The following is an 11868-nucleotide window of genomic DNA, read 5'->3' on the forward strand; positions in this document are numbered from 1 at the left end:
GGGTAAGGCCCGCTAGGGCCCCACAGCCAGGTCCGTTGCCCTGGTGCCTGGGCGCGTAGCCCCGGCTTAAAGTGGGGAAGTCCGGTGCAAGTCCGGCGCTGTCCCGCAACGGTAACCGGCCAAGCCTCAGGCCTTTCTTCGCAGGCCGGAAGCCCGAATACCTGCCAGGGCCGCCTGCCCCTCCCCAGGGCGGGCACCTCACGCGGATGGGGGAGCCGTGGGGGACAAACGCCTCTTGGCCTTTGGCCCCTGCCTCCCGGCAGGGGTTTTTCCCTACCTCCCCCGGGCCTGGCCCTAGCGGCCTTAGGGAGGTAGGCATGAGAAAGCTGGTTTCCCTTCTTGCGGTTCTGCTGGCCTTTGCCCTAGCCTTTCCCCTCACCGTTACCGACGATCTGGGGCGCACGGTCACCCTCAAGGCCCCATCCAAGCGGATCGTCACCATGCTCCCCTCGGTGACGGAGACGGTCTGCGCCCTCGGGGCCTGCGACCGCATCGTGGCCACCGACAACTACTCCGACTGGCCGGAAGCCGTAAGGAAGCTCCCCAAGGCGGGGGGCCTTTACAACCCCAACCCCGAGCTCATCGTCTCCCTGAAGCCGGATCTGGTCCTGGTCTCCAAGTACGGGAGGCTCTACGAGACCCTGGAGCGGGCCGGGCTTACGGTGTACGCGGTCAGGACCGAGACCTACGAGGACATCTTCCGCACCGTGCGCACCCTGGGGAGGCTCTTGGGCCTTCCCGCCGCGGCGGAACGCCTGGTGGCCCAGATCCAGAAGGAGGTCTACCAGGAGGAGGCCAGGGCGGCGAAGGCGAAGACGAGGCCCCGGGTCTACTACGAGATTGACCCCACACCCTACACCGTAGGGCCCGAGAGCTTCATCGGGGTGCTGATCCAAAAGGCCCGGGGGGTGAACATCGTGCCCAAGGAGCTCGGGCTTTTCCCCAAGATCAGCCCCGAGCTCGTGGTGGAGAAGAACCCCGAGGTCATCGTGGCCACGTACCCGAACGCCCTGGAGACCCTCAAGAAGCGTCCCGGCTGGGACCGGATCGCGGCGGTGCGCACGGGGCGCATCTGCGTCTTCACCGGAGGGGAGGACAGCCTCCTCTCCCGCCCCGGTCCCAGGGTGGCCCAGGGCCTTAGGCTTCTCGTGGACTGCTTCCACCGGCCGTGACCCTCGCCCTGCCCCTGGCCCTGAGGCGGAGCCTGGTCTTTGCCTGGCTCCTCGCCCTTCTTCTTCTGGCCCTGGTCCTGGGGGTGGGCCTGGGGGCCGTTCCCCTCTCCCCGGCAGAGGTAGTTCGGGCCCTCCTTGGGCAGGTGGAGAATCCCATCGTTACCGAGCTTAGGCTCCCCCGGGTCCTGGGAGGGATGCTGGTGGGCGCCGCCTTGGCCCTGGCGGGGGCCGCCTTCCAGGGTCTCTTCCGCAACCCCCTCGCCGACCCTTACCTGATGGGATCGGCCTCGGGTGCGGCCTTCGCCGTGACCCTCTTCGCCTCCTTCCTCGGAGGCCTTGCCCCGGCTTTCGCCCAGCACGGGATCTTCCAGAACCTTCCCCCCTCCGCCACCCTCTTTGGCTTTCTTGGGGCCCTTGCTGCCACCCTCCTCACCCTGGTCCTGGCGGGAGGCGTGGCCCGTACCCAGGAGCTCGTGCTGGCCGGGGTCGTGGTGGGGAGCGTCCTGACCGGGGCCACCACCTACCTCATGCTCCAGGATGCGGACCGGGTGCGGGCGGTCTTCGCCTACACCCTGGGGAACCTGGCCTTCCTAGGCTGGCCTGCGGTGCGGGGCCTAGCCCTCCTGCTCCTTTTGGCCGTGCCCCCTCTCCTCTTCCTGGGAAGGGCGCTCAACGCCCTGCAGCTCGGGGAGGAAACCGCAAGGAGCCTGGGGCTTCCCCTGGAGGCCCTGAAGCTCCTTCTCCTCCTCTCTGCAAGCCTCCTCACTGCGGCCGCCGTGGCCCAGGCGGGAATTATCGGCTTCGTGGGCCTGGTGACCCCTCATGCCCTGAGGCGGCTTCTGGGGGAGGACTACCGCCTGCTCCTGCCCGCAAGCGCCCTTGGCGGGGCGGTCCTCCTCGCCCTGGCCGACCTCCTCGCCCGCACCCTTGCCCGTCCGGCCGAGCTTCCCGTGGGGGTGGTGACCACCCTCCTCGGGGGGCCCTTCTTCCTCTACCTCATGTGGAGGCGCCGTGGGTGGGCTTGAGGCTAGGGGGATCGTGGGGCCTTTTGCCCTGAAGGGGGTGGACCTCGCCCTGGACCCGGGGGAGTGGCTCGCCCTCCTGGGCCCCAACGGCTCGGGGAAGACCACCCTCCTAAGGGTGATGGCGGGGCTTCTCCGCCCTCGAGGGGGGGAGGTGTTCCTGGAGGGGAGGCCTCTCCGCGCCTACGGGCCCTACGAACGGGGGCGGCGCCTCGCCTACCTGCCCCAGGGCGGCCCCTACCCCGAGGGGCTTCTGGTGGAGGAGGTGGTGCGCCTGGGGAGGCTTCCCCACCTCGGGCTTTGGGGGCGGGAGGGGAAGGAGGATCGGGAGGCGGTGGACTGGGCCCTCGAGGTCAGCGGGGCCGCCGCCTTCCGGGGCCGGCCTCTCGGTACCCTCTCCGGCGGGGAAAGGCAGCGGGTCCTCCTGGCCCGGGCCCTGGCGGCGAGGCCCAAGTACCTCCTCCTGGACGAGCCCACCACCTTCTTGGACCTGGAGCACCAGGGGGGGGTGGTGGCCCTCCTCAGGCGCCTGGCGAGGATGGGGGTGGGGGTGCTCTCCGTTCTCCACGACCCCAACCAGGCGGCCCTCGCCCACCGGGTGGCCGTCCTTAGGGGGGGCCAGCTCGTGGCCCAGGGAAGGCCCGAGGAGGTGTTGCGGGAGGGGCTCCTGGCCGCCCTCTACGGCCCCGGGGTCCGGGTGGCCCACCTTTCGGGGAGGCCCCATGTCTACCTGGACGGATAGGGCGAGGCTCTTTGTGAAGGGCAAGGCCTTCCTCCTGGACCTGGGGGAGGAGGTGGCCTTCTACACGGAAGGAGGCCCGAGGAGGGCCCGGTACCTCCTGGTGGGCAGGCTCTCCCCGCCGGAGCGCTTCCGGCTCGGCCTGCCCCCTGCGGGGGTGCTCCACTACCCCCTAGGGGTAGATCCCCTGGACTTCGCCTGGGAGGGGGGAACCCTGGCCTTTCCGGGCCTCCGGGTGTACCTCGAGGGGCCGCCGGAATTCGTGGAAACCCCCTACTACGCCTGGGTGGTCCGGGGCGGCTAACTACCGGGGCCCGCATGGGGTGTCGCCCTTGACACCGGGCGGGGGCACCGGGTAGGGTGGGCCTACCGACCGTCCGGTCGCTAGGGGGTGCGGGATGCGGCTCAAGGACAAGGCGGTGCTGATCACAGGGGCGGCCCACGGCATCGGCCGGGCCACGCTGGAGCTCTTCGCCAGGGAAGGGGCGAGGCTTGTGGCCTGCGACCTGGAGGAGGGCCCCCTAAGGGAGGCGGCGGAGGCGGTGGGGGCCTTTCCGGTGGTTATGGACGTAGCGGACCCCGCTTCCGTAGAGCGGGGTTTTGCCGAGGCCCTGGCCCACCTGGGCCGCCTGGACGGGGTGGTCCATTACGCCGGGATCACCCGGGACCACTTCCATTGGAAGATGCCCCTGGAGGACTGGGAGCTCGTGCTCAAGGTGAACCTCACAGGGAGCTTCCTGGTGGCCAAGGCGGCCTCCGAGGCCATGCGGGAGAGAAACCCGGGGAGCCTGGTCCTCACCGCGAGCCGGGTCTACCTGGGGAACCTGGGGCAGGCGAACTACGCCGCCTCCAAGGCGGGGGTGGTGGGGCTCACCCGGACCCTGGCCTTGGAGCTTGGGCGGTGGGGGATCCGGGTGAACGCCCTGGCCCCGGGGTTCATTGAGACGCGGATGACGGCCCAGGTGCCGGAGAAGGTGCGGGAGAAGGCCATCGCTGCCACGCCCTTGGGCCGGGTGGGGAAGCCTTTGGAGGTAGCCTACGCCGCCCTCTTCCTTGTCTCCGACGAGTCCAGCTTCATCACCGGCCAGGTCCTCTTCGTGGACGGGGGGCGGACGGTCGGGGCGGCCCCCGCCTGAGATCACCCCATGCGGGCTTGCGCCCGCATGGGGGCCCCGGTGGCGGGAGGGTGTAGGCTTAGGGCATGCGGGTTCTCGGCTGGTTTCTCCTCCTTGTGGGGCTCGTCCTCGCCTGGTTCCTCCTGAGCCCCTTCGTGGCCCTGGCCCTCGCCCTCTTGGGGGCCGCCCTCGGCCTTTTGGGCTTGGCTTTTGCCCTTGGGGCTTCTTCTCCTCGCCCTCTGGCTCCTCCTGAGCCCGAGGAGGCCCGTTCCTGAGGGGTGGTGAATGGACTTCCGGAGGCTTGACGCCTACTTCCGGCGCATGGTGGAGGAGGGCCTCCTCCCTGGGGCCCTGGTCCTCGTGGCCCGGGGAGGGGAGGTGGCCTTCCTGGGGGTCTACGGGTACCTGGACCCGGGGCGGGGGCTTCCCATGCGGGAGGACGCCTTCTTCCGCCTCTACTCCATGACCAAGCCCTGGGTTTCCGCCCTGGCCCTCACCTTCGTGGAGGAGGGCACCCTCTCCCTGCGGGATCCCCTAGAGAAGTACCTGCCGGGCTTCGCCGCCCTGAAGGTAGGCCGGGAGGTAGGGGAGGAGGTGGTCCTCGAGCCCCTGAGGCGGCCCGTCCTGGTCTACGACCTCCTCCGCCACACCGCGGGCTTCACCTACGGGGTCTTCTTCCGCTCCCCGGTGAAGCGCCTCTACCTCGAGGCCGGGGTGGACCGGTTTGACCTCTCCCGGGAGGCCTTCTTAAGCCGCCTCGCCGCCCTTCCCCTTCGCTTCCAGCCCGGCGAGGCCTTTGAGTACGGGCTTTCCACGGACGTCCTGGGCCACCTCCTTGAGGCCCTGGCGGGGAAAGGGCTGGCGGAGCTCTTGGAGGAGCGGGTCTTCCGCCCCTTGGGGATGAAGGATTCCGGGTTCGTGGCCCAAGACCCCACCCGCCTGGCCCAGCCCTTCCCCCAGGACCCCGAGACCGGCCGGAGGATCGTCCTCCTTCCCGTGGAGGCCCCGCCTCCCCGCTACGCCGGGGGGATGGGGGGGGTGGGGACGGCCTGGGACTACCTTCGCTTTCTGGAGGCCTTAAGGACGGGGAAGGGCCTCCTCCACCCCTCTCTGGCCCGCCTCATGACCCAAGACCACCTGGGCCCCCTCTACCCGGAGGGGCTCAGGCGAGGCCTGGAGTACCTGCCGGGGCCGGGGTACGGGTTTGGCCTGGGGGTAGCGGTGCGCCTCGCAGGGGGGATGGCTCCCGGCCACCCGGGGGAGTTCTACTGGGCGGGGTTCGGGGGCACCTACTTCTTTGTGGACCCCGCGGCCGGCCTCACCGCCCTCCTCTTGGCCCAGGCCCCAAACCTCCTCGCCGTCCTCGAGCCCGAGCGGGCCCTTCACTCCGTTTACGGGGACCGCATGGGGCTTACCTTCAAGACCCTGGTGTACGGGGCCCTCTAGCCCTCCACGTGGACGAAGGGCCTGCGGTCCCGGTCGGGCTCGGCCCGGCGCAGGACCTCGTGGGTTAGGGTCGGGATGTCCCCCGTGCCGAAGAGGAGGAACTCCGCCGCAGCCTGGAGAGGCGGGTCTTCGGACCACTCAAAGTAGATGTGGGGGCGCTTGCCCGTGCGGTCCCTCACGTGGAGGAGGAAGGCGGCCAGGGTGTTGGGCACGGCGGTCCCCAGGATGCGGAAGACCCGGTGGTCGGGGTGGTTTATGCCCCAGACCTTGGCCTGGGTCTTGAACTCCGAGGGGTCGGTCACGTAAATCTCCACGAAGTATACGGGCTCCCGGGAGGGCAGGCGGGCGGCTTCCCGGATCCGCCGCTCCTTCTCCCCGTAGCCCGGACGGGGCCGGGGCCTGTGGGCCACCAGGTGGATGGGGGCCTCCTGGGTGCGCAGGCTCTCCAAGAGCTTTTCCGCCGTCTCGTCCAGGAGGAAGGCTTCCACCCGGAGCTCAAAGGAGCGCAGGGCCCTCGAGGTGAGGGAGATGAGGAGGGTGGCGGCGATGAAGAAGGCAGCGATCTTGACCCCGTCGGGCCTCTCCAGGACGTTGGCCACCAGGACGTAGAGGAAAAGGGGGAGGAGAAGGGTGTAGAAGCTTCCCCGCGGCTTTCCCTCCCGCTGGGCCAGGAGGCTTGCCGCCAGGGCGGCCGAGGTCATCACCACCAGGACCCCGGTGGCGTAGGCCGCGGCCTGGGCCTCCACGCTGGCCCGGAAGAGGAGGGTGACGGCGAAGGCCACGCCGGTGAAGAAGAGGACCAGGACCCGCCGGTTTCGGGCCCACTCCGGGGCCATGCCGAAGCGGGGCAGGTAGCGGGGCACGATGGTGAGGAGGCCCGCCATGGCGCTGGAGCCGGCGAACCAGAGGATGGCGATGGAGAAGAGGTCGTAAAGGGAGCCGAACCCCTCGCCCAGGTAGTGGTGGGCCAGGTAGCTGATGGCCCGGCCCGAGACCTCTTCGCTCCTCCACAGCGACTCCGGGATAAGGAGCGTGGTGGCCGTCCCTGCCCCCACCAGGAAGACGCCCATGATCAAGGCGGCGGCGAGGAGGAGCTTGTGGGTTTCCCGGATGCGCCCCAGGGGCTTCTCGGGGTCGTCGTCCTTCCGGCCCCGGATGAGGGGCATGACCGCAACCCCGGTCTCATAGCCGGAAAGGCCCAGGGCCAGCTTGGGGAAGGCGAGGAGGGTGGCGAAGAGGAGGGCCTCCGGGGAGGGGTGGGTTTGCCAGAGCTTCTGCCACCACCCCTCCAGGTGCGCGGCGCTCAGGTGGGGGAGGGCGGCGGCCAGGGTGAGGGCGTTGAGGGCCAGGTACCCCAGGGTGAGGGGCACGGCCAGCCCGATGGCCTCGCGGAAGCCCAGGTAGAAGACGAAGCCCAGGAGGGCGATCAGGAGGAGGGTGAGGCCCATCTGCTGCCCCTGAAGCCAGGGGGGGGCCAAGGGGTTGGCGATGAGGTGGACGGCGGCGTCGGCGGCCGAAAGGGTGATGGTGACGATGAAGTCCGTGGCCATGAAGCCCAGGACCACCAGGACCACCACCTTCCCCCGCCACCCCGGGAGGAGGTGGCTTAGGAGCCCTACCGAACCCTCTCCGTGGGGGCTTTCCTCCGCCACCCGGCGGTACACGGGGTAGACGGCGACGAGGGCGAAGAGAAAAAGGGCCAGGTTGGCCAGGGGGGAGAGGACCCCGGCGGCCAGGAGGGCGATTCCAGGCTGGTAGCCTAAGGAGGAGAAGAGGTCTACCCCCGTGAGACAGAGGACCTTCCACCAAGGGTAGCGTCCCTCCTCCTTCTCAGGCTGGCCTTCCAAAGCCCTATCCAGGGCGGGCTCGCGCTTTGCCATAAGGCCTCCTAAGGGGTTACCCCCACGGCCTGGGCCAAGGCCATGGGCAGGAGGAAGACCTCCCCCTCCACCTCCACCCTGACCCCCTCTGCGCCCCGCTCCAGGACCTTAAGCCGCGTTCCCGGACGGAGGTGGAGGTGGGCGAGGAGGTTGAGGGTGCCCGGGTCCTGGGCCAGGGCCCGCACCACCTGGGTCTCCCCCAAGGGGGCTTCCCCGAGGGGAATGGCGGGCCGCTCCGGCAGGGTGAGCTCGGGGGTGGGGATGGGGTCGCCGTGGGGGTCAAAGGGAGGGTGGCCCAAGGCCTGGGCAATCCTGCGCTCCAGGGCCTCGGAGATCACGTGCTCCAGCCTTTCCGCCTCCTGGTGCACCTCCTCCCAACCATACCCCAGGCTTTCGTGGAGGTAGGTCTCCAGAAGGCGGTGGTGGCGCAGGACCTCCAGGGCCACCTTCCGCCCTGCCTCGGTGAGGCGGGCTCCCCGGTAGGGGCTATGCTCCACGAGACCGAGGACCGCGAGCTTTTTCAGCATTTCCGTCACCGAGGGGGGCTTGACCGATAGGCGCTCCGCCAGGGCCTGGGTAGGGACCGGACCCCCGAGGGCTTCCTCCAAAAGAAAAAGGTGCTTTAGATAGTCCTCCTGGGCCTCGGAAAGGGGTGGGCGGGACATCGCCCTAAGGGTAGCATGAGGCCATGGACCTCATCCACTACCCCTACCCGTCCCGCCGCCACGTGGTGCTGGGGAGGCGGGGGGCGGTGGCCACGAGCCAGCCCCTGGCGGCTCTGGCGGGGATGGAGATGCTCCTCAAGGGGGGAAGCGCGGTGGACGCCGCTATCGCCATGGCCGCCTGCCTCACGGTGGTGGAGCCCACGGCCAACGGGCTGGGCGGCGACCTCTTCGCCCTGGTGTGGGACGGGGCCCTCCACGGCCTGAACGCTTCCGGGAAAAGCCCCGTGGCCCTCACCCCTGAGCGCCTTCCTGAGGGCAGGATGCCGGAGAGGGGGTGGCTGCCCGTCACCGTGCCGGGGGCGGTCTCGGGGTGGCGGGCCCTGCACGAGAGGTGGGGGAGGCTTCCCTTCGCCGAGGTCTTAGCCCCCGCCATCCGCTATGCGGAGGAGGGCTTCCCGGTGGGGCCGGAGACGGCCCGGGGCTGGCGGCGGGCGGAGGGGATTTACCTTTCCCTGGAGGGGCCGGAGTTTGCCGCCTTCAAGGAGGTTTTCTTCCCTGGGGGAAGGGCGCCCCGGGCGGGGGAGGTGTGGCGGAGCCCCTTCCACGCCAGGACCCTAAAGGAGATCGCCGAGAGCTACGGGGAGAGCCTCTACCGGGGCAGGCTGGCGGAGGCCCTCGCCCGCTTCAGCGCCGAGACGGGGGGTCTGCTTGCCCTGGAGGACCTCAGGGCCCACACCCCCGAGTGGGTGGCCCCCCTTTCCACCACCTATAGGGGCCTTACCGTGTGGGAGCTTCCCCCAAACGGCCAGGGGGTGGCGGTCCTCCTGGCCCTGAACCTCCTCGAGGGGTTTGACCTGAGGCCGGAGGATCCTTGGAGCTACCACGTGCAGATTGAGGCCATGCGCCTGGCCCTGGCGGACACGTACCGCTTTGTGGCCGACCCGCGGCACATGGAGCTATCTCCTGAGGCCTTTCTTTCGCTGGCCTACGCAGCGGAGCGGAGGAGGCTCATTGGGGAGCGGGCGCTTCCCCGGGTCCTCCCTGGGCTAAAGCCGGAGGGGACGGTTTACTTGGCGGCGGCGGACGGGGAGGTGATGGTCTCCCTGATCCAGTCCAACTACCAGGGGTTTGGCTCGGGGGTCCTGGTGCCGGGGACGGGGATTGCGTTGCAGAACCGGGGCCTGGGCTTCAGCCTGGAGGAGGGGCACCCCAACCGGGTGGGGCCGGGGAAAAGGCCCTTCCACACCATCATTCCTGGGTTCCTTACCCGGGAGGGGAGGCCGCTTGGGGCCTTTGGGGTCATGGGGGGGTTCATGCAGCCGCAGGGGCACGTGCAGGTGGTGGTGGGCCTGGCGGACTTCGGCCTGAACCCGCAGGCGGCCCTGGACCGGCCCAGGTGGCAGGTCCTTCCTGGGGACGAGGTGCTTCTTGAGCCCGGCATCCCCCAGGCCACGGCCCTTTTCCTTCGGGACCTGGGGCACCGGGTGCGCTACGAGCCGGACTACGCCGCCTTCGGCCGGGGGCAGGCGGTGCTTCGCCTGGAGGAGGCCCTTTGCGCCGCCTCCGACCCCCGGGCGGAGGGGCTCGCCTTGGCCTCTTAGGGCCCCCCGGGGCCCTGCCCAGGAGAGGAAGCGTGCGCATTAGCGTGGTGATCCCCGCCCACAACGAGGAGGCCTACCTTCCTGGGGCCCTCGAGGCGGTTTGGGCCCAGACGCTCAGGCCCCTCGAGGTCATCGTGGTGGACAACGCCTCCACGGACCGCACCGGGGAGGTGGCGGAGGCCTTGGGGGCGCGGGTGGTCCGCTGCGGGAGGAAGGGGGTGGCCTACGCCCGGCAGGCGGGGCTTCTCGCCGCCCGGGGGGAGTGGGTGGCCATGACCGACGCCGACTCCCTGCCCGTGAAGGGCTGGCTGGAGCGGCTTGCGGCCCGGGCCGAGGGAGCGGTGGCCCTCTACGGGCCCTTGCGGTTTTACGGCGTTTCTCCCTGGGAGGCCGCCTTTTCCGAGTGGGGCTACCGGGCCTTTTTGAACCTCATGGCCCTCCTCGGCCGCCCCAACCTGGCCGGGGCCAACATGATGGTGCGTAAGGAGGCCGCCCTTCAGGTGGGGGGCTTCCCCGAGGTGGAGGCCCGGGAGGACGTCCTCCTGGGCTGGAGGCTCAAGGCCTTAGGCCCGGTACGCTACGTGCCCGAGGCCCTGGTCCTCACCTCGGCGCGGAGGCTGAAGGGGGGCTGGGTCCCCTTTCTCCTGCGGCAGGCTAGAAACCTCCTGGGCGATCCTCGAGGCTACTTCGGGGGAGGCGGGGAAAGGGAAAGATGAGCCTCCGGGGCTCGGTCCTGAGGATCTCGCTGGCCTCGTCGTAGACGGCCACGATCCTCTCGGCGATGGCCTCCGCCGAGCGCTCCAGGGCGAAGGCCCGGGCCTGGAGGCTGAAGCGCCGTCGCTTCTCCTCGTCCTTGAGGAGCTCCAAGGCCCTTGCCGCCAGGGCGAGGTGGTCCTTGGGGGGCACCAGGTACCCCGTCTTCCCGTCCAGGACCCCCTCCACCACCCCCTCCGCCCCCACGGCCACCACCGGCACCCCCATGGCCTGGGCCTCCCAGACCACGAGCCCCTGGGTCTCCGTCTCGCTGGCGAAGAGAAAAAGCTCGGCCATGCGGTAGTAGCCCCCGATGCGGCGGTAGGGCACCGGGCCCAGGAAGCGCACCCGTTCGGCGAGGCCAAGCCCCCGGGCCAGGGCCTCGAGGTGGGGGAGTTCGGGGCCTTCCCCGATGTGGACCAGGAAGACGTCCTCCTCCTCGGCGATCCTGGCCACCGCCCTCAGGACCACGTCAAAGCTCTTCTCCTTCCCCAGGCGGCCCACGGTGATGAGGCGCCTTTTCCCTTCGGGCCAGGGGGAGGGGGAGGGAAGGGGGGCTTCCTCCAGGAGGCGGTTGTCAATCCCCGTGGGGATGACCCGGATAGGCCTTTCTATCCCGTAGCTTTCCGCCAGGCGCCGCACCGGTTCCGTGGGCGTGATGACCACCTCCACCCGGTTGTAAAAGGCCTTGGCCAGGCGGGGAACGATGCCTGTGTACCGGTCAAGGAAGGCCAGCCCGGGAACGTAGTGGGCATACTTTTCATAGTGGGTGTGAAAGGTGGAAACGTGGGGGAGCTCCTTGTTCCGGGCAAGCCGCAGGCCCCAGACCCCCAGGGTGAGGGGGGTGTGGGTGTGGATAAGCTCAAACTCGGTGGGTAGGTACCGGGCTGCAGGGAGGGCGATCTGCTGCCCCTCGTAGAAGGGGTAGGCCACGGAGGGCACCCGGACCACCCCCTCCTCGTTCTCCGGGGCCTCGGGGTGGGCTGGGGCGATGACCCAGGCCTCGTGCCCCATGCGCCTTAGCTCCCTCAGGAGGAGGTAGACGCTGGTGGTGACCCCATTGGGGTTAGGGAAGTAGACATCGGTGAAAAGGCCTACGCGGTAGAGGCGCATGGGTACCTCACTTTCTCCAGGGCCCGGGCGAGCCTTCTTATGCTTTCTTCCAGGGTATGGTGGGTGAGGACCTTCTGCCTTGCGGCCTGGCCCAGGGCCTGGGCCAGGTGGGGGTCTCGGGCCAGGGTCTGGAGCGCCTGGGCGAGGAGGTGGGGTCTGGGGGGTACGAGGAGGCCGGTGACGCCGTTTTGGATGAGCTCTTCCTGGGCGGGGATGGGGGTGGTGACCACGGGGAGGCCCGAGGCCATGGCCTCGAGGGTGGCCAGGCTCTGGTTTTCCCCCAGGGTGGGGAGGAGCACGGCGTCCACCGCCCGGTAGAGCTCCGGCATGTCCTCCCGTCGGCCTAGGAAGCGCACGTTCCC

At 69.7% G+C, this 11868-nt stretch carries 13 protein-coding genes and 1 riboswitch; of the genes, 9 read left to right on the forward strand and 4 right to left on the reverse strand.

What is annotated here, in order from left to right:
- Positions 1-24 precede the first annotated feature (24 nt).
- Positions 25-183, forward strand: a riboswitch (cobalamin riboswitch).
- Between the two features lie 134 nt (positions 184-317).
- From H531_RS0105150 to H531_RS0105180, 7 genes are all read left to right on the forward strand, one after another.
- Complete coding sequence (locus tag H531_RS0105150) at positions 318-1172, forward strand: ABC transporter substrate-binding protein (protein ID WP_022798295.1); 855 nt, start codon at positions 318-320, stop codon at positions 1170-1172.
- Positions 1169-2197, forward strand: coding sequence for a FecCD family ABC transporter permease (locus tag H531_RS0105155; protein WP_022798296.1), 1029 nt, complete (start codon positions 1169-1171; stop codon positions 2195-2197). The genes H531_RS0105150 and H531_RS0105155 overlap by 4 nt, the downstream gene beginning before the upstream one ends.
- The gene (locus H531_RS0105160; protein WP_022798297.1) at positions 2184-2936 is read left to right on the forward strand and encodes an ABC transporter ATP-binding protein; all 753 of its coding nucleotides are present in this window, start codon (positions 2184-2186) and stop codon (positions 2934-2936) included. Before H531_RS0105155 ends, H531_RS0105160 begins: the two co-directional genes overlap by 14 nt.
- Positions 2917-3237, forward strand: coding sequence for a hypothetical protein (locus H531_RS0105165; protein WP_022798298.1), 321 nt, complete (start codon positions 2917-2919; stop codon positions 3235-3237). The genes H531_RS0105160 and H531_RS0105165 overlap by 20 nt, the downstream gene beginning before the upstream one ends.
- Before the next feature lie 94 nt (positions 3238-3331).
- The gene (locus H531_RS0105170) at positions 3332-4069 is read left to right on the forward strand and encodes an SDR family oxidoreductase (protein WP_022798299.1); all 738 of its coding nucleotides are present in this window, start codon (positions 3332-3334) and stop codon (positions 4067-4069) included.
- A gap of 65 nt (positions 4070-4134) precedes the next feature.
- Entirely contained in the window at positions 4135-4323 is a 189-nt protein-coding gene (locus H531_RS13435) for a hypothetical protein (protein WP_245540662.1), read from the forward strand.
- A 10-nt stretch (positions 4324-4333) separates the two neighbouring features.
- The gene (locus H531_RS0105180) at positions 4334-5494 is read left to right on the forward strand and encodes a serine hydrolase domain-containing protein (protein WP_022798300.1); all 1161 of its coding nucleotides are present in this window, start codon (positions 4334-4336) and stop codon (positions 5492-5494) included.
- Here H531_RS0105180 and H531_RS0105185 read toward each other — a convergent pair.
- Entirely contained in the window at positions 5491-7374 is a 1884-nt protein-coding gene (locus H531_RS0105185; protein WP_022798301.1) for an APC family permease, read from the reverse strand. The genes H531_RS0105180 and H531_RS0105185 overlap by 4 nt on opposite strands.
- 8 nt (positions 7375-7382) lie before the next feature.
- Positions 7383-8039, reverse strand: coding sequence for a manganese-dependent transcriptional regulator MntR (gene mntR / locus H531_RS0105190; protein ID WP_022798302.1), 657 nt, complete (start codon positions 8037-8039; stop codon positions 7383-7385).
- 23 nt (positions 8040-8062) lie between these two features.
- Here mntR and H531_RS0105195 point away from each other — a divergent pair, with 23 nt between their 5' ends.
- Together H531_RS0105195 and H531_RS0105200 are read left to right on the forward strand one after the other, a co-directional pair.
- Positions 8063-9640 carry a gamma-glutamyltransferase family protein gene (locus tag H531_RS0105195; RefSeq protein WP_022798303.1) on the forward strand — a complete coding sequence of 526 codons (1578 nt, stop codon included), beginning with the start codon at positions 8063-8065 and terminating at the stop codon, positions 9638-9640.
- A gap of 32 nt (positions 9641-9672) precedes the next feature.
- Entirely contained in the window at positions 9673-10356 is a 684-nt protein-coding gene (locus tag H531_RS0105200) for a glycosyltransferase family 2 protein (protein ID WP_022798304.1), read from the forward strand.
- Here H531_RS0105200 and H531_RS0105205 read toward each other — a convergent pair.
- The gene (locus tag H531_RS0105205; protein WP_022798305.1) at positions 10295-11506 is read right to left on the reverse strand and encodes a glycosyltransferase family 4 protein; all 1212 of its coding nucleotides are present in this window, start codon (positions 11504-11506) and stop codon (positions 10295-10297) included. The two genes, H531_RS0105200 and H531_RS0105205, sit on opposite strands and share 62 nt — an antisense overlap.
- On the reverse strand, positions 11488-11868 hold a 381-nt coding region (locus H531_RS0105210; RefSeq protein ID WP_028490662.1), incomplete at its 5' end, for a glycosyltransferase. The genes H531_RS0105205 and H531_RS0105210, both read right to left, overlap by 19 nt.

Origin of the sequence: Thermus islandicus DSM 21543, assembly GCF_000421625.1 — a bacterium.
Lineage (GTDB): Bacteria > Deinococcota > Deinococci > Deinococcales > Thermaceae > Thermus > Thermus islandicus.